The 24,593-nt window shown below is 65.3% G+C and carries 24 protein-coding genes; 16 read left to right on the top strand and 8 right to left on the bottom strand.

What is annotated here, in order from left to right:
* Nucleotides 1–11 precede the first annotated feature (11 nt).
* The gene (locus QX135_RS29115) at nucleotides 12–1,226 is read left to right on the top strand and encodes a M20 family metallopeptidase (RefSeq protein WP_316181959.1); all 1,215 of its coding nucleotides are present in this window, start codon (nucleotides 12–14) and stop codon (nucleotides 1,224–1,226) included.
* A 7-nt stretch (nucleotides 1,227–1,233) separates the two neighbouring features.
* Here the strand turns inward: QX135_RS29115 and QX135_RS29110 are convergent, their stop codons facing one another.
* The 4 genes from QX135_RS29110 to QX135_RS29095 all read right to left on the bottom strand — a co-directional run bounded on the left by QX135_RS29110 (nucleotide 1,234) and on the right by QX135_RS29095 (nucleotide 6,243).
* Nucleotides 1,234–1,593: a carboxymuconolactone decarboxylase family protein gene (locus tag QX135_RS29110; protein WP_315739298.1), complete on the bottom strand. Its 360-nt coding sequence runs from the start codon at nucleotides 1,591–1,593 to the stop codon at nucleotides 1,234–1,236.
* Between the two features lie 9 nt (nucleotides 1,594–1,602).
* Entirely contained in the window at nucleotides 1,603–4,824 is a 3,222-nt protein-coding gene (locus QX135_RS29105) for an efflux RND transporter permease subunit (RefSeq protein WP_316181957.1), read from the bottom strand.
* Entirely contained in the window at nucleotides 4,821–5,810 is a 990-nt protein-coding gene (locus QX135_RS29100) for an efflux RND transporter periplasmic adaptor subunit (protein ID WP_315780360.1), read from the bottom strand. The genes QX135_RS29105 and QX135_RS29100 overlap by 4 nt, the downstream gene beginning before the upstream one ends.
* A gap of 124 nt (nucleotides 5,811–5,934) precedes the next feature.
* On the bottom strand, nucleotides 5,935–6,243 hold the full coding sequence (locus QX135_RS29095) for a metalloregulator ArsR/SmtB family transcription factor (RefSeq protein WP_315780362.1): 309 nt from the start codon (nucleotides 6,241–6,243) through the stop codon (nucleotides 5,935–5,937).
* A gap of 118 nt (nucleotides 6,244–6,361) precedes the next feature.
* Between QX135_RS29095 and QX135_RS29090 the strand changes: the two genes are divergently transcribed.
* The 5 genes from QX135_RS29090 (at nucleotide 6,362) to QX135_RS29070 (ending at nucleotide 10,242) form a co-directional block, all read left to right on the top strand.
* On the top strand, nucleotides 6,362–7,648 hold the full coding sequence (locus QX135_RS29090) for an FAD/NAD(P)-binding oxidoreductase (RefSeq protein ID WP_315770992.1): 1,287 nt from the start codon (nucleotides 6,362–6,364) through the stop codon (nucleotides 7,646–7,648).
* The gene (gene trxC / locus QX135_RS29085; protein ID WP_315739304.1) at nucleotides 7,645–8,085 is read left to right on the top strand and encodes a thioredoxin TrxC; all 441 of its coding nucleotides are present in this window, start codon (nucleotides 7,645–7,647) and stop codon (nucleotides 8,083–8,085) included. Before QX135_RS29090 ends, trxC begins: the two co-directional genes overlap by 4 nt.
* A gap of 61 nt (nucleotides 8,086–8,146) precedes the next feature.
* On the top strand, nucleotides 8,147–8,350 hold the full coding sequence (locus QX135_RS29080; protein ID WP_315739305.1) for a DUF2892 domain-containing protein: 204 nt from the start codon (nucleotides 8,147–8,149) through the stop codon (nucleotides 8,348–8,350).
* A 37-nt stretch (nucleotides 8,351–8,387) separates the two neighbouring features.
* Nucleotides 8,388–9,833, top strand: a complete 1,446-nt coding sequence (gene ccoG / locus QX135_RS29075) for a cytochrome c oxidase accessory protein CcoG (RefSeq protein WP_315780365.1) — start codon at nucleotides 8,388–8,390, stop codon at nucleotides 9,831–9,833.
* Nucleotides 9,834–10,029: 196 nt separating this feature from the next.
* Nucleotides 10,030–10,242, top strand: a complete 213-nt coding sequence (locus QX135_RS29070) for a hypothetical protein (protein WP_315780367.1) — start codon at nucleotides 10,030–10,032, stop codon at nucleotides 10,240–10,242.
* Between the two features lie 72 nt (nucleotides 10,243–10,314).
* Here the strand turns inward: QX135_RS29070 and QX135_RS29065 are convergent, their stop codons facing one another.
* Nucleotides 10,315–10,953: a TetR/AcrR family transcriptional regulator gene (locus QX135_RS29065; RefSeq protein WP_315739308.1), complete on the bottom strand. Its 639-nt coding sequence runs from the start codon at nucleotides 10,951–10,953 to the stop codon at nucleotides 10,315–10,317.
* A 262-nt stretch (nucleotides 10,954–11,215) separates the two neighbouring features.
* Here QX135_RS29065 and QX135_RS29060 point away from each other — a divergent pair, with 262 nt between their 5' ends.
* The 8 genes from QX135_RS29060 to QX135_RS29025 are packed head-to-tail and all read left to right on the top strand — an operon-like array spanning nucleotide 11,216 to nucleotide 19,601.
* On the top strand, nucleotides 11,216–12,076 hold the full coding sequence (locus tag QX135_RS29060) for a xanthine dehydrogenase family protein subunit M (protein ID WP_315780634.1): 861 nt from the start codon (nucleotides 11,216–11,218) through the stop codon (nucleotides 12,074–12,076).
* The gene (locus QX135_RS29055; protein ID WP_315780369.1) at nucleotides 12,073–12,606 is read left to right on the top strand and encodes a (2Fe-2S)-binding protein; all 534 of its coding nucleotides are present in this window, start codon (nucleotides 12,073–12,075) and stop codon (nucleotides 12,604–12,606) included. Before QX135_RS29060 ends, QX135_RS29055 begins: the two co-directional genes overlap by 4 nt.
* Nucleotides 12,603–14,978: a xanthine dehydrogenase family protein molybdopterin-binding subunit gene (locus QX135_RS29050; protein WP_316181946.1), complete on the top strand. Its 2,376-nt coding sequence runs from the start codon at nucleotides 12,603–12,605 to the stop codon at nucleotides 14,976–14,978. The genes QX135_RS29055 and QX135_RS29050 overlap by 4 nt, the downstream gene beginning before the upstream one ends.
* Before the next feature lie 24 nt (nucleotides 14,979–15,002).
* Nucleotides 15,003–16,253: an ABC transporter substrate-binding protein gene (locus QX135_RS29045; protein WP_316181944.1), complete on the top strand. Its 1,251-nt coding sequence runs from the start codon at nucleotides 15,003–15,005 to the stop codon at nucleotides 16,251–16,253.
* 10 nt (nucleotides 16,254–16,263) lie between these two features.
* On the top strand, nucleotides 16,264–17,136 hold the full coding sequence (locus QX135_RS29040) for a branched-chain amino acid ABC transporter permease (protein WP_316234421.1): 873 nt from the start codon (nucleotides 16,264–16,266) through the stop codon (nucleotides 17,134–17,136).
* The gene (locus tag QX135_RS29035) at nucleotides 17,136–18,137 is read left to right on the top strand and encodes a branched-chain amino acid ABC transporter permease (RefSeq protein ID WP_316234420.1); all 1,002 of its coding nucleotides are present in this window, start codon (nucleotides 17,136–17,138) and stop codon (nucleotides 18,135–18,137) included. The genes QX135_RS29040 and QX135_RS29035 overlap by 1 nt, the downstream gene beginning before the upstream one ends.
* Nucleotides 18,134–18,889 (top strand): ABC transporter ATP-binding protein, encoded by a 756-nt coding sequence (locus tag QX135_RS29030; RefSeq protein ID WP_316234419.1) that lies wholly within the window; start codon nucleotides 18,134–18,136, stop codon nucleotides 18,887–18,889. Before QX135_RS29035 ends, QX135_RS29030 begins: the two co-directional genes overlap by 4 nt.
* Nucleotides 18,882–19,601 carry an ABC transporter ATP-binding protein gene (locus tag QX135_RS29025; RefSeq protein ID WP_316232363.1) on the top strand — a complete coding sequence of 240 codons (720 nt, stop codon included), beginning with the start codon at nucleotides 18,882–18,884 and terminating at the stop codon, nucleotides 19,599–19,601. The genes QX135_RS29030 and QX135_RS29025 overlap by 8 nt, the downstream gene beginning before the upstream one ends.
* Nucleotides 19,602–19,621: 20 nt before the next feature.
* Here QX135_RS29025 and eutC read toward each other — a convergent pair whose 3' ends face one another.
* Nucleotides 19,622–20,413: an ethanolamine ammonia-lyase subunit EutC gene (eutC, locus tag QX135_RS29020; protein ID WP_316234418.1), complete on the bottom strand. Its 792-nt coding sequence runs from the start codon at nucleotides 20,411–20,413 to the stop codon at nucleotides 19,622–19,624.
* Complete coding sequence (locus tag QX135_RS29015; RefSeq protein ID WP_315770998.1) at nucleotides 20,413–21,798, bottom strand: ethanolamine ammonia-lyase subunit EutB; 1,386 nt, start codon at nucleotides 21,796–21,798, stop codon at nucleotides 20,413–20,415. Before QX135_RS29015 ends, eutC begins: the two co-directional genes overlap by 1 nt.
* Before the next feature lie 260 nt (nucleotides 21,799–22,058).
* Here QX135_RS29015 and QX135_RS29010 point away from each other — a divergent pair, with 260 nt between their 5' ends.
* The gene (locus tag QX135_RS29010) at nucleotides 22,059–22,403 is read left to right on the top strand and encodes a Lin0512 family protein (RefSeq protein WP_315757820.1); all 345 of its coding nucleotides are present in this window, start codon (nucleotides 22,059–22,061) and stop codon (nucleotides 22,401–22,403) included.
* Nucleotides 22,404–23,190: 787 nt separating this feature from the next.
* Here QX135_RS29010 and QX135_RS29005 read toward each other — a convergent pair.
* Complete coding sequence (locus QX135_RS29005; RefSeq protein ID WP_316159945.1) at nucleotides 23,191–23,331, bottom strand: hypothetical protein; 141 nt, start codon at nucleotides 23,329–23,331, stop codon at nucleotides 23,191–23,193.
* Between the two features lie 204 nt (nucleotides 23,332–23,535).
* Between QX135_RS29005 and QX135_RS29000 the strand changes: the two genes are divergently transcribed.
* Nucleotides 23,536–24,540, top strand: a complete 1,005-nt coding sequence (locus tag QX135_RS29000) for a glycerophosphodiester phosphodiesterase family protein (RefSeq protein ID WP_316234417.1) — start codon at nucleotides 23,536–23,538, stop codon at nucleotides 24,538–24,540.
* Nucleotides 24,541–24,593 lie beyond the last annotated feature (53 nt).

Here is a 24,593-nt window from a genome sequence, read left to right as displayed (position 1 = left end):
GGATTGCCCCCATGGATCGCAACGACCTGCTCGCCCGTATCTCCGTCCCGGAGTCGCTCGCGCTGCTGTCGCGCATGGTACAGCATAAGAGCTATTCGAAGACCGAAGGCGAGAGGCAGCTCGCGACGCTCATGGCCGAGCAGATGAGCGAGATCGGCCTGGATGCGGCCGTCGCGCCGTTCGGTGCCGAAGGCCGCGTCAACGCCGTCGGCCGCTGGAACGGCACCGGCGGCGGCAAGAGTCTGCTGTTCAACGGCCATGTCGATACCAATCCGGTGACGGAAGGCTGGACCGTCGACCCCTGGGCAGGGAAGGTGGACGACGACTTCGTCTACGGAATCGGCGTGTCAAACATGAAGGCCGGCGACGCCGCCTATTTCTGTGCGGTCAAGACGCTGATCGAGGCCGGCGTCAAGCTGAGGGGCGACGTCATCCTGACCTATGTGGTCGGCGAGCTGCAGGGTGGGGTCGGCACCTACTCGTTGCTGAAGCAGGGGCTGCGCGCGGACTATTTCATCAATTCTGAGCCAACCGACCTCAAGGCGATGACGATGCATGCCGCGGCATTCATGTTCATCATCGAGCTCGTCGGCAACACGCGGCATCTGTCGAAGCGGGAGGAGGCGGTTGACGCCATCACTGCCGCCTGCGATCTCATTCCGCGTCTCAATGCGATGCGATTCTCCGGCGCGCGTTCGCCGGCACATGAGGCTATCAACCGCGTTCATGTCGGCGTCGTGCACGGCGCGCTCGGTCGCGAGCTGCACGAGTGGCGGACGCCGCAGGTCGCGGATTTCGTCCGCATCAAGGGTTCCGGCCGTTATGCACCAGGGCAGACCGAGCAAGGCGCGCTGGCGGACATGCGGCGCGAGCTCGATGCGCTGGAGGCGCGTTTTCCCGGCCTGAAGGCTCATCTGATGTCGGAGGATCGCGCCGGCGTACCGACCATGCCGCCGTTCGAGGTCGCGCCCGAGAGCGCGATCGTCCGTGCCGTCAACAATGCGTATCGCGTCGTGCGCGGCGCCGCCCAGCCGACGGGCCCGGTGGCGCCCAGCTGCTTCTATGGCACCGATGCTGGCCATCTTTATACCTATGGCGGCATGGAGGGCATCGTCTGCGGGCCGGGCGGCCGCTACAACACGATGCCTGACGAGCGCGTCGACATTCCCGACTATCTCGACATGATCCGCATCTACATGCTGGCGATTCTCGACATCTGCGGCTGATGCCGCGTCAGGCGGCGGCTGTCGCTTGTTCCTGGAACTGTTCGAAGGCCGCGATCGCATCGGCGGCATACATGAGCGACGGTCCGCCGCCCATGTAGATGGCCATGCCGAGCGTTTCCTCGACCTCCTGGCGGGTCGCGCCGAGACGCACAAGCGCGTCGGCATGGAAGCCGATGCAGCCGTCGCAGCGGACGGCAACGCCGATCGCCAGCGCGATCAGCTCCTTGGTCTTCTTGTCGAGGGCGCCGTCGCGACTCGCGGCCTGAGCCAGTGCAGAGAAGCCCTGCATGACCTCAGGGATGTCCTTGCGCAGCGTTCGCAGATTGCCGGAAATGTCCTTGCAGAGCTCGGGGTAGTTCTTGTCCATCATCATCTCCTAGGACATCTTCGTGGTGGGTTTGCCGGGCTCGCGCAGCGCGATGTAGATCGCGGGGATCACGAGCACGGTGAGCAGGGTGGATGAGGCCAGGCCGAACAGCAGCGAGATCGCCAGCCCCTGGAAGATCGGGTCGAGCAGGATCGTCGCCGCACCGATCATCGCCGCGAGCGCCGTCAGGAGGATCGGCTTGAAGCGCACGGCGCCGGCCTCCAGCACGACGTCGCGCAACGTCTTGCCCTCGCCGCCGCTGTGCCGGATGAAGTCGACCAGCAGGATCGAGTTGCGGACGATGATGCCGGCCAGCGCGATGAAGCCGATCATCGACGTCGCCGTGAACGGCGCGCCCAGCAACCAGTGGCCGAGCAGGATGCCGATCAGGGTCAGCGGGATCGGCGTCAGGATCACCAGCGGCAGCCGGAAGCTCTTGAACTGTGCCACGACCAGAACGTAGATGCCGAGGATGGCCGCGCCGAACGCCGCGCCCATGTCGCGGAAGGTCACGTAGGTGATCTCCCATTCGCCATCCCACAGCAGCGTCGGGCGGGACTCGTCCTTGGGCTGGCCGTGGAAGCCGATCACGGGCTTCGGCAGCTTGCCCCAGTCATGGGCGTCGATCCGGTCGGCGACCGAGAGCATGCCGTAGAGCGGGGCCTCGAAGCGGCCGGCGAGTTCGGCCATCACCATGTCGGCAAAGCGGCCGTCACGGCGGAAGATCGTCGGCGACCCCTCTTCCATGGTGGCCTTCACGACCTGGCCGAGTTCGACGACGGTCTTGCTGCCAGGCACCGTGTTGGCGGGCACCGGCGTCGATGCCAGGGCCTGGCTCCAGCTCTTGTCGTGCTTCGGCAGACGCACGGCGATCTCGATCGGATTGCGGTCTTCGCCGCGATGCGAGTAGCCGACCGAGACGCCGCCGAACAGCGTCTGGATCGTGTCGTAGACGTCGCGCTGCTCGACACCGAAGAATTCGAGACTGTCCTGATCGATCGACAGTCGCAGCCGCGGCCGTCGCTGACCGATGGAATCGTCGATATCGACGATGAAGGGAACGTCGGCGAAGACCTTCTTGAGTTCGGTGGTGACGGCGCGCCGAGTCGCCGCGTCCGGACCGTAGATTTCCGCCAGCAGGGTGGCGAGCACCGGAGGCCCGGGCGGCACTTCGACCACCTTGATGCTGGTGCCGGCCGGCACAGGGATGCTCTTCAGCCGCTGGCGCAGCTCGAGCGCGATGTCGTGGCTCGCGCGCTTGCGGTCGCCGCGCGCGGCGAGATTGACCTGGAGCTCGCCGAGCTCGGGCCGCTCCCGCAGATAGTAGTGCCTCACGAGACCGTTGAAGTTGAACGGCGCCGCCGTGCCGGCATAGCTCTGCACGGTCGTGATCTCCGGCAGCCCATGCGCGATGTCGGCGGCCGCGAACAGCGTGCGCTCGGTATCCTCAAGGCTCGCGCCTTCGGGCAGATCGACCATCACGGCGATCTCCGACTTGTTGTCGAACGGCAGCAGCTTGACGGTGACGGACTTGGTGGCGAACAGCGTCATCGACAGCAAGGTGGCGATACCGACGCCGAGCAGGAAGATCCAGGCGGAGCGCTTGCTGGCGACGATCGGGCGCGCGACGCTTCGGTAGATGCGTCCGAGACGGCCTTCGCCATGCGCGTCATGAGAGCCTGCCGAGGCGCTGGTCGACCTCGGCGCCAGCCGCAGCATCAGCCACGGCGCCACCACCATGGCGACGAAGAACGAGAACAGCATCGCCGCCGAGGCGTTGGCCGGGATCGGCGCCATGTAGGGGCCCATCAGTCCCGACACGAACAGCATCGGCAGCAGGGCGGCGACCACGGTCAAGGTCGCGACAACGGTGGGGTTGCCGACTTCGGCGACCGCCTCGATGGTGGCCTGCAGGCGCGGCCGGCCGTCATGCATGCCCCAATGGCGCGCGATATTCTCGACCACGACGATGGCGTCATCGACCAGGATGCCGATCGAGAAGATCAGGGCAAACAGGCTGACACGGTTGATCGTGTAGCCCATCAGATTGGCGGCGAACATCGTCAGCAGGATCGTGGTCGGAATCACCACGAAGGTGACGAGGGCTTCGCGCCAGCCAATGGCGACCGCAATCAGCACGACGATCGAGATCGTGGCGAGGCCGAGATGGAACAGCAGCTCGTTGGCCTTCTCGTTGGCGGTCTCGCCGTAGTCGCGCGTCACCGTGACTGCGACGTCGCTCGGAATGAGACTGGCCTTCAGCCCCTCGAGGCGCTGCGCGATGTCGTGAGACACCACCACGGCATTGGCGCCGGCGCGCTTGGCGAGCGCAAGACCCACCGCCGGCACCCGGTGCCAGTCGCCCTTGTCGTTGCGGGCGTCATCCCAGACGCGATGCTCTGCGAGGTTGGGGCCGATGACGACGGTGGCGACGTCGCGCACATAGACGGGACGGCCGTCGCGCGTCGAGATCAGCAGCAGGCCGATGTCCGGGATGCCCGTAAGCGTCTGGCCCGCGGCGACATTGCGCACGATGCCGCCGTCGCGGACGTCTCCGGCCAGGAACGAGCGGTTCGCGTCCTTCACCTTGGCGACGAGCTGCTGCAGAGTCACGCCGAACAGCGACAGCTTTTCCGGATCGGGCTCGACCCGGATCTGCTGGGCGCCGCCGCCGGAGATATAGGTCAGGCCGATATTGTCGACCTTGGTCAGCTCCGCACGCAGCTTGTCGGCGAGCTCGTAGAGGTCCTTGTCTGACCAGCGCCCGGCGGCTTCAGGCTTCGGCGACAGCGTCAGCACAGTGACGGCGACGTCGTTGATGCCGCGGCCGACGATCAGCGGCTCGGGAATGCCGACGGGGATGCGGTCGAGGTTGGCGCGTAGCTTCTCGTGGACGCGCAGGATTGCGTCCTCGAACTTGGTTCCCACCAGGAACCGCGCGGTGACCATGACACGGTCGTCCTCGGTCTGGCTGTAGACGTGCTCGACGCCATCGATCGCTTTGACAATGGTCTCCAGCGGCTTCGTCACGAGCTCGACGCCGTCAGGTGCACGCAGGCCGTCGGCGTTGACGCGGATGTCGACCATCGGCACGCTGATCTGCGGCTCTTCCTCGCGCGGGATCACGACGACGGCGATGAGGCCGACCACGAGCGCCGCGAGCAGAAACAGCGGCGTCAGCGGTGAGGCGATGGTCGCCTGGGTAAGCTTGCCTGAGAGTCCGAGTTTCACGGCTGCACCAACTGGTCGCCGGCGCGCAGGCCGGACAGGATTTCGAGTCCATCGGGGAGATCGGCGCTCGGCAGAGCGCGGCCGCGCTGCACCGGAACGCTCACCTTCTGCGCCCCTTGCTGCAACTGGACATAATCGATGCCGAACCGTGTTGTGACGTAGCGCTGCGGGATCACGTAGGCATCGCGTTGGCCGCCGGAGATCCAGACCCGGAGCCGGTCGCCGACGAAATACTGGCCGAGACCGGAGACGATCGCGTCGGCCACGACACGGCCTTCCTCGATCTGCGGATAGACCAGGTCGATCACCCCCCATTTGTTGGCGCTGTCACCGAACTCGGCGCCGTCGACCCGCACCCTGTCGCCCGCCTTGAGAAAGAGAGCGTGCCGCTCGGGCACGCGCAGTCGCAGCTTGAAGTTCTGCTGCGCCACGGTCACCACGGGATCGCCCGGCAGAACGACCGATCCGACGGCAACGAGCTTTTTCAGCACGCGGCCGTCGTCGGGCGCCAGCACTTGGCCTTCGCTCATCTGCTGGTTGACCACGGCACGCTCGGCGGTCTTGGCCCGCAGCCCGTTCTCGGCGACGTTGAGCGCCGTGCGCGTCTCGTCGAGCTTGATGCGGGGCAGGGTGCCGCGCTCGACGAGGCCCTCGGTACGCGTGAAGTCGATCTGCGCCTGGTTCGCTTGCGCCTGCAGCGCTTCGATCTGGGCGTCGAGCGATTTGATCTGCAGGGCCAGCTTTTCATCGCCGATCAAGGCGATGGGCTGGCCGCGCTTGACCGGGTCGCCTTCGCGCACCGAAAGCTGCACGATGGTGCCGCCGATGCGGCCGCGGGCAGGGACCACGCTGATGCTCTCCACCGTCGCGAACACCGCCTTCTCGTCGGCGACCTGCCGTGGCGCCACCGTCAGCGTCTCCGCAAGGGCCGGCGCCGCCTGCCACGCCATCGCGGCGACCAAGCTCAGGACCGATAATCTGCGCATCAGCCTATTCCTGTCTCTTCTATTGACCTAAATCGGGTAAAGCGAAACATCCGTGGGCGGTACAGACATCCCACCGGGATGCGGGTTCCCACTTGATGCTAGTCAAGTCGGCGGGATCGCGCCGTCATAGTCTCGGCGCAGGTTTCGGCGGCCGCGTTGCGCAATAGACCTGATAGAGGGTCTTCAGGACCTCGCGAGCCGGCTCGCTGGTGATCGAATAGTAGATCGTCTGCCCCTCGCGCCGCGCGGTGACCAGGCCGTCCTTGCGCAGCAGTGCGAGGTGCTGCGAGACGGTCGAGTCACGCAGGCCGAGGAATGCAGCAAGCTCGCCGACAGACCGTTCGTTGTCGACCAGCTGGCAGATGATCAGGAGCCGGTGCCGGTTCGACAGCGCCTTCAAGAGGTCACTGGCCTGGTCGGCCGCCGCTTCCATGATGTCAGCATTAAATTTCACAGTTGCGTATATACAGATATTCGAATATATAGTCAAGGCCAGCTCGTAAGGTCGCGGCTGGGCGAAACAATAACGAAGCAAGGCGATGGAGGACCCAATGGCGGATGTTGTCGTGATCGGAGCGGGGCTGAGCGGCTCCCTGATGGCTTATGAATTGTTGCCCCAGCTGAGAAAGGAGGATCGCGTGACCGTCATCTCGCAGGGGTCCTCCTATCATTTCGTGCCGTCCAACCCGTGGGTCGCCGTCGGTTGGCGCAAGCGCGACGAGATCGAGATCGATCTGGTCGACGTCATGCAGCGCAAGGGCATCCGGCTGTTGACGCAGGGCGCCAAGAGGGTGCACGCCGCCGAGAACCAGGTCGAGCTCACGGACGGCGCCATGGTGGCTTACGACTATCTCGTCGTCGCGACCGGTCCCGAACTCGCCTTCGATGAGATTCCAGGGCTCGGACCGGATGGACATACGCAGTCCGTGTGCCATGTCGACCACGCCGCCCATGCCAAGGCGGCATTCGACAGGCTGGCCGAGAAGCCTGGCCCGGTGATCGTCGGCGCGGTGCAGGGCGCGTCCTGCTTCGGACCGGCCTACGAATTCCTGTTCATCCTGGAGACCGAGCTGCGCCGCCGCAAGCTGCGCGACCAGGTGCCGATGACCTTCGTGACATCCGAACCCTATATCGGTCATCTCGGCCTCGACGGTGTCGGTGACACCAAAGGCTTGCTGGAGAGCGAGATGCGCGAGAAGCACATCAAGTGGATCACCAGCGCGCGCGTCACCAAGGTCGAGGACGGCCGCATGTTCGTGGAGGAGATCGCCGACGACGGCTCCGTCCGCAAGACGCATGAGCTGCCGTTCGCCTATTCGATGATGCTGCCGGCATTCCGCGGCGTCGGCGCCGTCAGAGGCATCGACAAGCTGACCAATCCGCGCGGCTTCGTCGTCGTCGACAAGCATCAGCGCAATCCGACCTTCCCCAACGTGTTTGCCATCGGCGTCTGCGTTGCGATCCCGCCGATCGGGCCGACGCCGGTGCCGGTCGGGGTGCCCAAGACGGGTTTCATGATCGAATCGATGGTGACGGCGACGGCCTTGAACATCGGGGCGCTGCTGCGCGGCGAGGAGCCAAAAGCCGAGCCGACCTGGAACGCGATCTGTCTTGCCGATTTCGGCGATTCCGGCGTCGCCTTCCTGGCTCAGCCGCAGATCCCGCCGCGCAACGTCAACTGGTCGTCGAAGGGGGAGTGGGTGCACTACGCCAAGGTCGCCTTCGAGAAGTACTTCCTGCGCAAGATGAGGCGCGGGACGCCCGAGCCGTTCTACGAGAAGTTCCTGCTCGACCGGCTCAACATCGCCAAGATCAAGGAAGTCAGGACCGGGACATGAGCAACGGCTTGCAGATCGTGTGCGGCCATTGCGGGCAGATCAACCGTCTGCCCGCGGACCGGGCGCCGGCGCAGGGGAAATGCGGCAAGTGTCATACGCCGCTGTTCAGCGGCCATCCGATCGAGGTCGACCAGCCCGCGTTCGAGCGTCATGTCGCGCATAGCAGTTTGCCGCTGCTCGTCGACGTCTGGGCGCCGTGGTGCGGCCCATGCCGTGCGATGGCGCCAATGTTCGCACGTGCGGCCCAGGAGCTGGAGCCGCGTGTGCAACTCCTTAAGCTGAACTCGGACGAGGCGCCGGAAGTTTCGGCACGGCTCGGCATCTCCGGAATTCCGACCATGCTGCTGCTGCAGCAGGGTCGGGAGCTGGCGCGGATTTCGGGTGCGATGGACTCGCAACGAATCGTCGCCTGGACACTGTCCGGCCTGCGGCAATAGCCGTACGGCCGGACCGGCACTTGCTTGATTACGCTCAAATGCAACCATGAGGGAGTATGTCATGAACGTCGACAAAGCAGTTCTCACCTTCGCAGGGATCGTCGTCCTGCTCAGTCTGGCCCTGGGCTGGTACGTCAGTCCCTACTGGTTCTTGCTGGCGGCCTTTGCTGGCGTGAACATGATCCAGGCCTCGTTCACGGGCTTCTGTCCGGCAGCGATCGTCTTCAAGAAGCTGGGGCTCAAGAGCGGCAACGCGTTCTCCTGAATCGGTCGGAAGGACGGCAAGATGAAGCGAGGATATCATGGCTGACTCGGACGAAACCTATATCGTCGGGCCGCTCTACAAGGCGCGCGAAAAGGTCTATCCGGCGGCCGTGCACGGCCGCTTCCGGCGCATCAAGTGGACGATCCTGTGCATCACGCTCGGCATCTACTACCTGCTGCCCTTCGTCCGCTGGGATCGCGGTCCCGGCATGCCGAACCAGGCGGTGCTGGTCGACTTCCCGCATCGCCGGTTCTACTTCTTCTTCATCGAGTTGTGGCCGCAGGAGGTCTACTACTTCACGGGGCTGTTGATCATCGCGGCGGTCGCCCTGTTCCTGATGAATGCAGTGGCCGGCCGTCTGTGGTGCGGCTACCTCTGTCCGCAGACGGTGTGGACCGACCTGTTCTACGCCGTCGAGCGCTGGGCCGAGGGCGACCGCCGTGAGCGCATGCTCAGCGACAAGCGCGGCTGGACCTTCACCCATATTCGCCAGGCCGCGCTCAAGCACTTCCTCTGGATCATGATCGGCTGGTGGACCGGCGGCGCCTGGGTGCTGTATTTCGACGATGCGCCTACGCTGGTGAAGGATCTGGCCACCTTCCAGGCGCCGTTCATCGCCTATCTCTGGATCGGCATCCTGACGGCGACGACCTACGTGTTCGCTGGCCACGCCCGCGAGCAGGTCTGCATCTACATGTGCCCGTGGCCGCGCATTCAGGCCGCGCTGACCGACGAATGGGCGCTCAACGTCACCTACAAGGGCGACCGCGGCGAGCCGCGCATGTCGGTCAAGAAGGCGGAAGCCGCACGGCTGCAGGGCGCTCCCGCCGGCGACTGCATCGACTGCCACCAATGCGTCAACGTCTGCCCGACCGGCGTCGACATCCGCCACGGCATCCAGCTCGGCTGCATCCAGTGCAGCCTATGCATCGACGCCTGCGACAGCGTGATGACCCAGATCGGCCGTCCGACCGGCCTGATCGGGTACGACACCGACATCAACGTGCAGCGCCGCAAGGAAGGTAAGCCCGAGATCTACCGGATCATCCGGCCGCGCACGGTCATCTATGCGAGCTTCATCGCGATCGTCGGCGGGATCATGCTGTACTCGCTGGCGACGCGCGGCACGATGGGCATCAACGTGCTGCATGAACGTAACCCGCTGTTCGTGCAGTTGTCGGATGGCGGCGTCCGTAACGACTACACAGTCCGTCTGCTCAACAAGCGCGGCGCGCGCGACTTCGTGCTGGACGTCGTGGGGCTTCCGAACGCCAAGGTGACGGTGGCCGGCGAGACGCGCGAGCAGGACGGTCGCATGGTGATCGATGTCGGCCAGGACCAGACCCGCGAGATCCGCATGTCGATCGAGGCCAAGGGAGCCGACCTTCCCTCCGCGCCGGTGGACATCGAGATCAAGATCACGGATCCGGCGACTGGTACTTCGGTCAGCAAGCGAGATCACTTCGTTCCAGCGACACGATAGAGCCGTGTCGTTCGATCGCCGATCATGAGGCGTCCGCGGCATTCCGTGGGCTTATCGGGACTGATCGAGGGAGGAGCAGTCGCTCCTCCCTCGATTGCTGAGTCCGGTTGTTCCAAATCAATGCCGGCTCGAAGTCGCAGGCAGAGCATTCTCGCGTCAAGGGATCGAAAGCTTTCCTACTGGCGGAGAAAGACAGATGTTCAAGGTCGCAATTCTCATCTGGGTCATGCTGGGCACCGTGCTTGCAGGCAGTGCGGTTACGGTATTGTTGACGGTGCAGGGGCTGGTTGCGAGCCCGATGAAGGACCTCCCGTTGGCGGCGTTGGTCGGATTCGTCGTCGCCATGCCGCTATCCTATCTCGTCGCCGCGAAGATCAGCCGCAATGGTGGGCGTAGCCGAACGGCGTGAGGGCCGCAGCCGGCAGGCATGTGCAGTATCCTCGGAGAGCCTGCTCAAGATCGCCGCCGACGACGGGCCGGATCATCGTGCTGTTCCGGCCTGATCGTCGTGCACGAGCCGCGGGAGCGCCAGTCTGGCGCCGTCCATGAAGAGGTCGATCGCATCACGCACGGTTTGCTCGAGGTCGGATGGAACGGGTGTCTCGTAGATGAACTTTCGGATCGCGAGATAGAAGATGCGTCCGTGCAGTCCCCAGAACATCTCCGTCTCGCGGCTGCCGAGAGGGCAGGTGGCGGCGTCTGGGAGCTGCAATTCATGCCGCAGCTCGATCGCGGCAGGCTCGATGATCTCGCGTCGGACGAGGTCGAGATAGCGACCGGTGATGCCGAACGACTTCATGCCCGAGAACACGAAGATCCGCACCCAATTATATTCGAACACGCGCGCCACATAGTCGAGATAGAAGCCGGTTAGCCGTGCCTTCAGCGGATGGCTGCGATCGCGGATCAGCGGGCCCCAATCCTGCGACCAGCGGCTCAGATAGACCTCCTGATAGACGCGCTCGATGAGGGCTTCCTTGCTGGGGAAGTGCCGGTAGATCACCGAATGCGCGATACCCATGCGCTTCGCGAGTTCCCGCGTCTGGCCTTCGAAGCCGCGCTCGGCGAAAAAGCGGATGGCTTCATCCACGATCACGCGCTCGCGGTCGGCGGCGCGCATGTTGCGGCGCCTCGCGCGAGGGCGGCCGTCGGTTCTCCGCTGGCCTCCACCAACGCGGCCGTTTGTCTCAGCGTTCGCTGTCTTCGAGGTCTTAGCCATGGTCTCATCGATTGCGGCGACAGCCTGCTTGATACCCGAAAGCAGATTTGTGACCAATCGTTCGTTTCTGGTTGACCGCGCTGCCGCCGCGTGCAACTCTTTTAAGACCAGATGGTCACAAATCTGGGACTCCGGGCTGGCGAGCCCTGGCGGCGAGGAACGGATGAAAGCGAGGGCTTTCAGCTATTTTCGTGCACACACGATCGGCGAGGCGCTCGAAGCTCATGCGGGCGCCGGCGACGATGCACGCTTCATTGCCGGTGGCCAGAGTCTGGTTCCGGCGCTGGCGTTGCGTCTTCAGGCGCCGCGTATTCTGATCGATATCAATCACATTGCAGAGCTGCGCGGCGTCACGCGGGACGGCGAGTGGTTGCGGATCGGCGCCTTGACCCGGCACTGCGAGATGCTGACCGATCCGCTGATCGCTGAGTTTGCGCCGCTGTTGCGCGCCGCAGCGCCGTTCGTTGCGCACCCTGCCATCCGCAATCGCGGGACCTTGGGCGGCAGTGTCGCGCTGGCCGACCCGGCCTCCGAATTTCCGGCGATGGTGTTGGCGCTCGACGCCGAGATCGAGATTGCCGGTGCGTCCGGCCGGCGCCGCGTCAAAGCCGATGACTTCTTCACCGACCTTTTTGAGACGGCGATCGCGTCAGGCGAGCTCCTCGTCGCAGTTCATGTTCCTCTCTTCAAAGCCGGCCAGCGCATTGCGTTCGATGAGCTGGCCCGCCGGCGCGGCGACTATGCATTGGTCGGTTGCGGCCTGCTCGCGACCTGTCAGAGCGATCTGATCGAGCGCATCCGCATTGCGTTCTTCTCGGTCGGCAATGTCCCGACCCGTGCTAGACATGCGGAGGAAGCGCTGACGGGCGGCCGGATCGATGCCGGACGGATTGCGGCTGCCCAGGCTGCGCTTGATGACGATCTCGCGCCTGCTGACAGCGACGATGTTCCGGCGGCGATGCGCCTGCATCTCGCACGCGTTCTGCTCGGCCGGCTGCTGGGACGGATCGGAGATGCCGCATGAGCGCGCCGGTCGACATCGAGGCCGACGAGCAGGTCCGCATTCGCCTCATCGTCAACGGCCGCAAGGTGGCTTGTGACGTCGCGCCTCGCGACACGCTGGTGGATTGTCTTCGCCAGCAGCTCGAATTGACCGGCACGCATGCCGGTTGCGAAATGGGCGCCTGCGGCGCCTGTCTGGTTCAGCTCGACGGCGCAGCTGTGCATGGCTGCCTGATGTTTGCCGTGCAGGCCGATGGCGCGCGGATCGATACGATCGAGGGGCTCTCGGAGAGCGGCGTGATCGCCGACCTGCAGGCCGAGTTTCATCGGCGCAATGCGCTGCAATGCGGGTTCTGCACGCCGGGCATGCTGATCACCGCTCATGAGCTGCTGACCCGTGCTGCACGGCCGAGTCGCGAGACCATCCGCGACGCGCTTTCGGGGAATTTTTGCCGCTGCACCGGATATGAAGCGATCGTCGACGCCATCGCCGCGGTGGCTGCGGCGCGGTCGGCAACGGCATCGCAGGACGCGGAGGGCTCGTCACAATGAGCGCGCCGCTGACCTCGCTGGACCGTCCGAATTCCTATATCGGCCGCTCCGTGCCGCGACCGAATGCGAAGCGGCTGCTCGCCGGACGCGGGCGCTACGTGACCGACATTCGCCTGCCTCGCATGCTGTACGCAGGCTTCCTGCGCAGCCCGTATGCTCATGCACGGATCACCCGCATCGAGGTCGATGCAGCGCGGGCGCTTTCGGGCGTGCATCTGGTCGCGACCGGCGCTGATCTTGCGAAGATCTGCACACCTTGGACCGGGACGCTCGATCATTTCAAGGGCATGACGTCCGAGCCGCAGCTGCCGTTGCCGGCGGATCGCGTCGTCTGGGCCGGGCAGGCCGTGATTGCCGTGGTCGCCGAGAGCAGGGCGATCGCCGAGGATGCGCTGGAGCTGATCTCGGTCGACTACGAGGAGCTGCCGGCGGTGGTCGATCTCGACGCCGCGCGCCGGCCGGGGATGCCGCTGGTCAATCCGGTTGCGGCGTCCAACATCTGTTTCCGCACGCAGCTCGACAGCGGCGGCGTCGATGAGGCCTTCGCGTCGGCCGCGCATGTGATCGAGGAAGAATTCAGCTTCGGCCGTCATACCCCGGTCACGCTGGAGCCGCGGGCCATCGTCGCGGATTATGATCCCGAGAGCGGCGCGCTGACGGTGCACCACGCCACGCAGACGCCCTACCAGTTCCAGGATCTGTACGCTCGCCACTACGGCATCCCGGAAGCCGGCGTGCGCGTGATCGCGCCCGATATCGGCGGCTCGTTCGGCATGAAGCTGCACGTCTACCACGAGGACATGGCGGTTGTCGGGTTGTCGATCCTGCTCGGGCGCCCGGTCAAATACGTCGCCGACCGCATCGAGTCCTTCGTGTCGGATATTCATGCCCGCGATCACCATGTCCGCGCGCGCATGGCCGTCGACGCCGAGGGCAAGATCCTTGCCATGGACGTCCACGATGCCACGGCGATCGGCGCGTTCTCGACCTATCCGCGCACCAGCGTCGTCGAAGGCAATCAGGTCATCCGCCTGATCGGTGCGCCGTATGACTTCAAGTCCTATCGTGCCGCGCTCGAGGTCGTGTTCCAGAACAAGGTGCAGACCAGCCAGTATCGCGCGGTCGGACATCCCATCGCCTGCGCGGTCACCGAGCGCATGGTGGATCTCGCCGCAAGCCGCGTCGGGATCGACCCGTTTTCCATGCGCGCCAGGAATGTGATCGCCGACAATGCCTATCCGACGGCCTCGCCGAGCGGCTACAGGTTCGAGGCGCTGTCGCACGAGGTCTGCCTGCGGCGGCTGCGCGAGATCATGGACTACGACGCGCTGCGCGCCGAGCAGACCGAGCTGCATCGGCGCGGCATCTATCGCGGCATCGGCATTGCGACCTTCGTCGAGATCACCAACCCGAGCCCTGCGTTCTACGGCGTCGGCGGCGCGCGCATCTCCTCGCAGGATGGCGCGACCGTCAGCCTGACGCCGTCGGGCGAGGTGCGCTGTGCGATCTCCGTGACCGAGCAGGGACAGGGCACCGAGGCGATCATCAGCCAGATCGTCGCCGACCAGCTCGGCCTCGCCCAGGAGCACGTCAAGATCATCACCGGCGATACCGAGGTCACGCCGCATGGTGGTGCGACCTGGGCCTGCCGCGGCGCGGGCATCGGTGGCGAGACGGCACTGCAGGCCGCGCGAAAGCTCAAGGCGAACATTCTGGAGATTGCCGCGCTGGTGCTGCAGGAGCAGCCCGCCGCGCTCGACGTCGTCGACGGCCAGATCGTCAGTGTCGCGACGGGGCAGACGCGTCTGCCGGTCGCCGAGATCGCGCGCATCGCCTATTTCCGGTCCGACACCTTGCCACCGGGCACTCAGGCGCAACTGACCGTCAGTCATCATTTCGCGCCCCAGGGCTATCCCTTTGCCTTCACCAATGGCATTCAAGGCTGCTACCTCGAAGTCGACGTCGAGACCGGCTTCATCAGGCTGCTGAAGCACTACGTCGTCGAGGATTGCGGCCGGATCATCAACCCGATGCTGGTCGACGAGCAGTTGCGCGGTGGTGTCGTGCAGGGTCTTGGCGCTGCGCTGTTCGAGGAGTGCCGTTACGGTGAGACCGGCCAGTTGCTCAACGGGTCGATGGCCGACTATCTGGTGCCGATGGCGTTGGAGATGCCAGACATTACCATCGATCACGTCGAGACGCCGACGGCGGACACCATTCTCGGCGCAAAGGGCTGCGGCGAGGCCGGCACCGCGGCCGCGTCGGCCTGTGTGCTAAATGCGGTCAACGATGCGCTGATGCCCTTCGGCGCCTCCATCAACACCATTCCCATCACGCCTGCGCGCGTGCTCAAGGCGCTCAACCGGTTCTAAGAAATACGAATGAGGGAGGAGATCATGCCAAACTACGAGACGAGGCTGCGACGCACAGGAATATCCCGCCGTACGGCGCTGATGGGGATGTCGGCAGGTGTCGCCACGCTCGCGATGCCGCGCCTGGGACGCGCCGCCGATGACACCATCCGCATCGGCTTTCCGACGCCGCTGACCGGCCCGTTCGCAGCCGAGGCCCGCGACCAGGTCAAATGCGCCGAGCTTGCGGTCAAGCTGGTCAACGACAAGGGCGGGATCGCCGGCCGCAAGGTCGAGCTCCTGGTGCGTGACGACAAGCTCAATGCCGGCGAAGCGGCGACGCGGACGCTCGAGCTGATCGAGAAGGACAAGGTCCACGCCATCGTCGGGGCGCTCTCCAGCGCCGTCCAGCTCGCCGTCAACGAGGTGACGCGGGCGCGCGGCGTGATCTACGTCTCGATCAGCCAGTCCGACACCATCAACGAAGCCAAGGATTTCAGCAAATACACCTTCCACGAGGCGCTGAACCCGCACATGACCACAGCGGCCGTGACCCGCCAGACCATCAAGAAGGGCATGAAGGTCGCCCATCTCGTGGCCGACTATGCCTATGGCCATGAGATGCTGCGCGGCTTCAAGCGGGCGCAGACCGCGATTGGTGCCGAGAGCGTCGGCGAGATCCTGCATCCGTTCGGTGCGGCCGACTATTCGACCTTCATGCCGCGCCTGATGTCGCTGCGGCCGGACGTGCTGTGCATCAGCAATTTCGGTCGCGACCAGGCCAATGCGATCAAGCAGGCGGTCGATTTCGGCATCAAGCAGCAGATGAAGATCGTGGTGCCGGTGATCCTGCACAACCAGCGCCTCGCCGTCGGTCCCGACGTGTTCGAGGGCGTCGTCGGCGGCGCCAACTATTATTGGGGTCTCGAGACACAGAACAAGACCGCGGCCGAGTTCAACAAGGCGTTCCGGGCCGCCAATGGCGGTGCGATCCCGACCGACTACGGCGCCTATGGCTACTCCGGCGTCGGCTCGCTGTTGCAGGCGATGCAGGCCGCCGGCGGCACCGAGACCGATAAGGTCGTCGCGGCGCTGGAGGGACTGCAATACGATCTGACCAAGGGCCCGCAGCATTACCGCAAATGCGACCACCAGTCGGTGCAGTCGGTGCTGGTGCTGGAATCCAAGAAGAAGTCGGCGATGGCGAACGAGAACGACCTGTTCGCGATCGTGGCCAGCGATCCAGGGGCGGACGAGATGCTGCGAAGCTGCAGCGAACTCGGCCACCCGACTTGATCCTGATCGCATGGACCTCTCGCTGATCATCATGCAGCTGTTTTCCGGCATCGCCCTTGGGGCGGTGCTGGTGATCACTGCGCTCGGCCTCACCATCGTGTTCGGCATGCTCGGCGTGGTCAATTTCGCCCATGGGGCGCTGTTCATGATCGGGGCCTATGCCGGTCTGTATCTGGCATCGCTGACCGGTAGCTTCTGGTGGGGCTTGCTACTCGCGCCAATTCTGGTCGGCGCGTTCGGCATGCTGATCGAATTCGTCATGGTCCGACGTCTGTATGGCCGCTCGATCGATGATCCATTGCTGCTCACCTTCGGCCTCAGCTACATCCTGGTCGAGGGCGTGCGCATCGTGTTCGGCAGCGACGGCATTCCGTTTCCAACGCCGTCCCAATTGATCGGCGTCGTCGATCTCGGCGTCGGCTTCTTTCCCAAATATCGTCTGTTCGTGATCGCGCTCGTGGCCGTCGTGCTGCTGGTGCTCTGGTTGATGCTGGAGAAGACCCGCGTCGGCCTGATTGTTCGGGCCGGTGCCCGTGATCCCCTGATCATGCGTGTGCTCGGGGTCGACATCGGCAAGGTGTGGCTCGCGATCTTCGGCCTCGGCGTCGGCCTCGCCGCGCTCGGCGGGGTGCTGGCGGGACCCATGCGCAGCGTCAATCCCGAGATGGGAACGCTGGTGCTGGCGGAAGCCTTCGTCGTCACCGTGATCGGCGGCCTCGGCTCGATCGTCGGTGCCGTGGTCGCGGGACTGATGGTGGGGATCTGCATCAGCATGGTCGCGCTGTTCGCGCCCGAGATGGCGACGATCGTGATGTTCGCGCTCATGGCCGCGGTCCTGCTGATCCGGCCGCAGGGCCTGTTCGGCCTCAGGGGGAGAGCGTGATGACGGTGCAGTCGACCGACGAAGCACCGCCGCTCCATCAGGCGCAGCGCCTCTTCGCTTTCCTCGCGGATCACCGCGTGGTGGTATCGCTGGTCGCGCTGGCGCTGCTGCCCTGGCTGCTGCCGTCGAAGGCGCTCGCCGTGAACGTCCTGATCTATGGCGTCGTGGTGATGGGCTACAATCTCCTGTTCGGCTACACCGGTCTGCTGTCGTTCGGTCACGCCGCATTCTTCGGCACCGGCGCGTATCTGACCGGCATCGCCATCGGTCGCTGGGGCCTGCCGTGGTTTGCCGCGGTGCCGGTGGCGATCGCGGCGAGCACGGCGCTTGCCGCATTGATCGGAACCATCTCGACGCGAACCCGCGGCATCTATTTCTCCATGGTCACGCTCGCGCTGGCGCAACTTGTCTACTACGTGGCATTGCAGGCCTCCTCCTTCACGGGCGGCGAGAACGGACTGCGCGGCTTCACGGTCGACCACATCGGTCTGTTCGGTGCACAGATCAACTTCCTCGATCCCGTGAACAAGTATTACGTGCTGATGGTGCTCGCGGCGATCGCGATCTGGGTTCAGTCGCGCATCCTCAACTCGCCATTCGGCGCGGTCATCGAGGCGATCAGGGAGAATGAGCAGCGCGCGCGGGCCTGCGGCTACGACGTCGAGCGCTGCAAACTGATCGTGTTCATGCTGTCGGGCGCGATCTCCGCCGTCGGCGGCTGCATGTCGGCGCTGCATCTGTCGATCGTGCCGCTCGACATCCTGCACTACCAGACCTCCGGCACGATCGTGATGATGGTGCTGCTCGGTGGCGCCCGCAGCTTCTTCGGGCCGTTCGTCGGCGCTGCCGTCTTCCTGATCCTGGAGGACGTCGTGTCGTTGTGGACGCCGCACTGGCAGATCGTGGTCGGTGCCATCTTTGTCGTGTTCGTGCTGTTCCTGCCCAAGGGCATCTGGGGCACGTTCCTGGACGCGCTGCCGATCGCGAGGGAGCGGCGATGAGCACCGAGCTGTTGCGCGCGGACGGGATCGGCCGTCGCTTCGGCGGCTTCGTCGCGCTCGAAGGCATCTCCGTCGCGTTCGCGGCCGGCGAGCTGACCTCGATCATCGGCCCGAACGGGGCCGGCAAGAGCACCTTCTTCAACATTCTCTCGGGCTCGCTGTCGCCGAGCAGCGGCACCTTGCGCTTCAAGGGCCGCGAGCTGAACGGCCTGCCACAGCATCGCTTCGTACATCAGGGCATCTCGCGGTCGTACCAGATCACCAACATCTTTCCCGACCTGTCGGTCCACGAGAATGTCCGGGTCGCCGCCCAGGCGATGCGGGTGAGCTACGATATCTGGCGCAAGCGCGCGGAACTTGCCGAGCTCGGCGAACGCGCTGATGCGGCGCTCTCTGCCGTCGGCCTGATCGGCAGGCGCGGCGAGCTTGCGAAGTATCTGGCCCACGGCCAACAGCGCGCGCTGGAAATCGCGATCGCGCTGGTCTCCGAGCCGGAGCTGCTGCTGCTGGACGAGCCGACCGCGGGCATGGGGCCGGAAGAGACCAAGGAGATGGTCGCGCTGTTGGAGCGGCTGGCGGAGAAGCGCACGGTGCTGCTGGTCGAGCACAAGATGAAGATGGTGCTCGGCCTGAGCCAGCGAGTGCTGGTGTTGCATCACGGCCGGCTGCTCGCCGATGGCAAGCCTGAGGACATCCGATCCAACCCCGACGTGCGCCGGGTCTATCTGGGACAGAGTGAAGGCTATGGCTGAGACCGCGTTGCTCGAGCTCGACGGCGTTCAGGCCTGGTATGGCGCCAGCCACGTCCTGCACGGCATCTCGCTGCGCGTGAACGAGGGCGAGGTGGTCGCGCTGGTCGGCCGCAACGGCGCCGGCAAGACCACGACATTGCGCACCGTCATGGGGCTGATGCCCCGGGCCGCGGGGCGCGTGCGCTTTGCCGGCCATGATCTGCTGCCGCTTGCGGCCCACAAGCGCTTTCATCTCGGGCTCGCTTATGTTCCGGAGGAGCGCCGCATCGTGCCGGGGCTTTCGGTGCGCGAGAACCTGCGGCTCGGGCTCGTCGCCGCCAAGGCCGACATCGAGGAGCGCGCGGCGTTCGCCGAGATCGCGGAGACCTTTCCGCGATTGAACGAGCGGCTGGATCAGGAGGGCGTCACGCTGTCGGGCGGCGAGCAGCAGATGCTGGCGATCGCGCGGGCCTTGATCGCGCAGCCGCGGATGGTGCTGCTCGACGAGCCCTCCGAAGGCATCATGCCGGTGCTGGTCGAGGAGATGGGCGTGCTATTCCGGCGGCTGCGCGATCAGGGCAAGACTCTGCTCCTGGTCGAGCAAAATGTCGAATGGGCGCTGCGGCTCGCCGATCGCGCCGTCATCATCGATCAGGGCGAGGTCGTGCATGAGAGCAGCGCCGCGGCGCTGCTGGCCGACAAGGATATCCAGGACCGCTATTGCGCGGTGTGATGCTTCGGACTGCGCCGGCATCATGACGCGCCATCTCCATCCGGCGCCGGCAGCTGCGGCAGCCGGGCGAGGCTGACGCCGGCGGCCTGGTGACGGAACATGCGTTCGAGCAGCTCGGCGGCTTGTCGCGCCGCATCCGCCGGCGCGAGCCCGCTTTGGCGGACATTGGAGATGCAGTTGCGCTCGGAATCGACGCGGCCGCGGCGTGGCATCCAGGTCAGATAGAGGCCGAGCGAGTCGGCGGCGCTCAGACCCGGGCGCTCGCCGATCAGGATGATCGAGGCTGACGCGTCGAACAGCTCGCCAACATGATCGGCGAGCGCGACGCGGCCCTGTGAAGCAACGATCACCGGCGACAGCCGTCGGCCGGTTGCGGCCAGGCGCGGCATCAGCGCATCGAGCACGGGGAGGGCGTTGACCTGCACCGCGCGGCTGCTCAGGCCATCGGCGACCACCAGCACGATGTCGGCCGGCGCGCGCGGCTCCGACAGCAGCGCTTCCGACGTGGGCGAGAGCAGGCGGCCTGCGTCGGGGCGCTGCAGATAGGTCGCGCGATCGGCGGCGCGGCTGTGCACGGCAAGCGCCGGCCAGCCATGCGCGGTGACCTCGGCCGCAAAGCGCTCGGCATCGAATGGCTTCAGCACGGCATCGCGCGCTTCGGCATGGGCTGCCTGGAAGCCGAGATGTGCCGACGTCGGCAGGCCAGGACCGCAGCGTCCCAACGCGATCCGTGCCTCGGTGTAGCGTGACAGCCAGCGCCAATCGTCCGATGACGAAGTTGCCGGCGAGTTGCTCTCGTCGGAGCCGCTCATCACTTGGCCTCCAGCAGCGGCAGCGCCGGCATCAGCCGCGCCGGCTCGAAGCGCAGCTCGCCTTTGGCATCGCTGAGGCCGGTGGCCGCGAGCCAGGCCTCGAACTCCGGCGCCGCGCGCTTGCCAAGCACCTTGCGCACATAGAGCGCGTCATGGAACGAGGTGCTTTGATAGTTCAGCATGATGTCGTCAGCGCCCGGCACACCCATGATGTAGGTGCAGCCGGCGACGCCCAGCAGGGTCAGCAGCGCATCCATGTCGTCCTGGTCGGCTTCTGCGTGGTTGGTGTAGCAGACGTCGCAGCCCATCGGCAGCCCCAGCAGCTTGCCGCAGAAATGATCCTCCAGGCCCGCGCGCATGATCTGCTTCCCGTCGTAGAGATATTCCGGACCGATGAAGCCGACCACGGTGTTCACGAGCAGCGGCCGATAGCGCCGCGCGACCGCGTAGCAGCGAGCTTCCAAGGTCTGCTGGTCGACGCCGCAATGGCCGCCGGAGGAGAGCTCGCTGCCCTGTCCGGTCTCGAAATACATCACGTTGCCACCGACGGGACAGCGCTGCAGGCCTTCGGCCGCGGCGAGCGCCTCGTCGAGCAGCGACAGCGTGATGCCGAAGCCGCGATTGGCCTCCTCGCTGCCGGCCAGCGACTGGAACACGAGATCGACCGGCGCGCGGCGCTCGATCGCCTTCAGCGCGGTCGTAACATGGGCCAGCACGCAGGACTGGATCGGTGCATGCGAGGCAAGCCGCAAGGTCTCGATCAAGTCGAGCAGCCGTACCATCGTGTCGACGTCGTCGCTTGCCGGGTTGATGCCGATCGTTGCATCGCCGACCCCGTACATTAGCCCGTCGAGGATCGAGGCCGCGACGCCCTTGAGATCGTCGAGCGGGTGGTTGGGCTGCAGCCGCGTCGACATCCGGCCCGGCAGGCCGATGGTGCAGCGGAAGCGCGTCACGACCTCGCATTTCGCCGCGACCGTCACCAGGTCCTGCAGCCGCATGATCTTGCAGACCGCAGCAACCATCTCCGGCGTCAGCCCCGGCGATACGCCGCTGAGCGCATCTGCGTCGGCCGCATCCGACAGCAGCCATTCGCGGAAAGCGCCGACCGTCAGGCTCGCGACGGGAGCGAACGCCTTGCCATCATGCTGGTCGACGATCAGCCGCGTGACCTCGTCGCTCTCGTAGGGAATGACGGCTTCGTTGAGGAAATGGCGCAGCGGCAGCTCGGCGAGCGCCATCCGTGCCGCGACGCGTTCGGCGGCATCCTGCGCGGCGAGGCCTGCCAGGACGTCGCCCGAGCGCAACGGCGTTGCCTTCGCAAGCAAGGTTCTGAGGTCGTCGAACCGATAGCGCGTGCCGCCCAGCGTGTGTGAAAAACCCATTGGTGCTCTCCTCAGCGGCTGCCGCGATCAGTCTCGGCGGCCCGGTCGATCACGGGGTTCGTCGGGATGGGGAGAGCGGAAGAGGACGTCATATCGAGGACCTTTCTCGGCACCGCGCAGAGCGGCATCATGCACGATATATGCCCGCATCCGATGACCATTTTGCCGCGCGTCACCGTCGATTTCGTGCGGGTTGCGTCGGCGGCGGCGTCGGCTAAGGTCGCGCGCCAAGCGACAACGCAACCCGAGAGGAACCTGACATGACGCGGATTCGCTGCATCACCGAGATGGGCATGGGCGTCGACGTCCATGGCCGCGACGCCACCAAGGCCGCCAGGCGCGCGGTGTCGGACGCGATCCGCCATTCCAGCCTCGGCTTCTTCCGCATGGTCGGCAAGACGCCGCAGGACATGCTCGTCGACGTCACCATCGGCGTTCCCAATCCGGAGGCTGTCGACACCGCCGCGGTCGCCAAGGAGCTGCCCTATGGCACCGTGACCGTGACCGCCGTCAAAGGTGGGCTGGAGATTCCGGCCGAGGCCGGCAGCGACGCCATCATCATCGCCAACGCGGCGGTGCTGGTCCATCTCGACGACGGCAAGTGACGCTCACGCGCAGGGGTCATGCGCGTGGCGTTCTGATATGAATGTCAAACAGCATGTCATCGCGATCCCGCAGCGCGTTGCGCGCCCGGGTGATGATCGTACGGTGTCCCTCTTTGAACAGAGGGCGCAGGGAAGGCCGGGTATCCGCTGATACCCGCGGCCCCCGTGCGTGAAGAAGTGCACGGGGCAGGAACCACAGGCTCAGCCGGACGATCCCGGCCTTCCCTGCGCAACGGTTTTCCGGCTTATACGTGCTCTCCTCGGGGACCGGGCTTTGTTGCCCCCGTCGCCTGCTGATCATCTCAGCCGGCTTGACCTCAGCATCGGGAGGCCAGGACCACACGATTTCGCCGGCGCGTCCTGCCGTTCGTCCGCACGGCAACACCATGCTGCGGCAGAGCTGCGCCCATCGCATCCCGCCTCCACGTTCGTGACGATCGCGAAGCGCCCCTCATGGCGAGGCGGGATGGGCGCAGTGTTTCATGGATTCCGAAAAAGCGAAAGGGAAATCTGGCCTGCGTTTGACTGACACCGGCGAACGCATTGAGAGCGTTGCCGGAAAAAATCTCCGGCGTGAGTCCGCGAGAGGCTGATCCGATGTCGCGGCTGCGACTCGCCGCGCGAATCCACGCCCTTTGAGTCGCCCGACGGGCAAGTTCCGTTGCTCGGGAGATCGTTCCGGGCATGGCGACACGACAGTTGCGTCCGTCCTTCGAACGCCACGGAACGGCCCGTGCGCGCAGGGTCAGCTCGAAATGAGTTCGCCGGATCGCGCCGGTCCAGCTCGTCAGGGCAGGCGGATCTCGGTTTTGCCATTGGGCCCGATGAGCGTCAGAACACCGGAAGCGCCCTCGCCATTGGCGAGATATTGATAGCTGTCGAGGGCATTTGCGTGGGGAATGCCGAGGAGTCCGGCAAGCTCCGACAATCAGTCTTCGGCGAACATGAATGGCTTGGTGGCGGACGACGCAACGACGCCTGCAGCAGCCAGCCGAAGTTCGGCGACGACCGTTCTGATGCAGGCTCGCGATCGGCGTGCCGGATGCAAGAATGCGTGATCCCCGCGGGAGAGCTTTTGCACCCACGAGGGATGGACGCAATTCGGCTCGAATCGTCACGGAATTGGCGGGGTATGAGCAGATTTTGGAAATGCGCCAGCGTGACGGCATTGCTGTGCGTCGGCTTCATGTTCGTCAACAACACCAGCTTGCTGGTGTCGAAGACTGCTGGACAGGCGATCGTTCTGGCTCATCGCGGTTTGTCGCAGCAATTCGATCGCACCGGCCTGGCTTCTGACACCTGCACTGCGGTGCGCACGCTGCCGCCGACGCACGACTATCTCGAGAACACCATCGCCTCCATGCGCGCGAGCTTCCTGGCCGGCGCCGATATCGTGGAATTCGACGTGCATCCGACCACCGATGGCCAGTTCGCGGTGTTCCATGACTGGACGCTCGATTGCCGCACCGATGGCAAGGGAGTCACGCGCGAGCATGCGATGGCGGCGTTGCGGCAGCTCGACATCGGCTATGGCTACACCGCCGATGGCGGCCGCACCTATCCGTTTCGCGGCAAGGGCGTCGGCCTGATGCCGTCGCTGGACGAGGTGCTCGCGACCTTTCCGGACAAGTCGTTCCTGATCAACGTCAAGAGCAATGATCAGGCGGAAGGCCGGCTGCTTGCCGCGGCACTTGCACCGATCGACGCTGCGCAACGCGGGCGGCTGATGGTGTATGGTGGCGATGCGCCGATCGCGGCGCTCAGGGCGGCGCAGCCGGAGCTGAAGGTGATGTCGCGCGGCATGCTGAAGAGCTGCCTGCTGCGATATATCGGATATGGCTGGACGGGGCTGGTGCCGTCCGCATGCCGGAACATGATGGTGCTGGTCCCGGTCAATGTCGCGCCGTGGCTCTGGGGCTGGCCAGACCGTTTCCTCGAGCGCATGGCACAAGGAGGAAGCAGCGTCTTCGTGGTCGGTGCCTATCATGGCGAGACATTCTCCACCGGACTGGATTCGCCGGACGACATCGCCCGGTTGCCCAAGAACTTCGCTGGGGGCGTGATGACGGACGAGATCGAAACGGTGGCGCCGCTCCTGAAGCGCGCTCCGCAAGGAGATCAATCGAGCCGGCCGTAACCGCGCAGCATGGGAAGGAGACCCGGGCGCGTCTGTGACGCGTCCGGGTCTGT

Origin of the sequence: Bradyrhizobium sp. SZCCHNR1098 (assembly GCF_032489375.1) — a bacterium.
GTDB lineage: Bacteria > Pseudomonadota > Alphaproteobacteria > Rhizobiales > Xanthobacteraceae > Bradyrhizobium.
The sequence above is the reverse complement of the archived record's forward strand: the minus strand, read 5'-3'. Positions and strand labels throughout refer to the sequence as shown.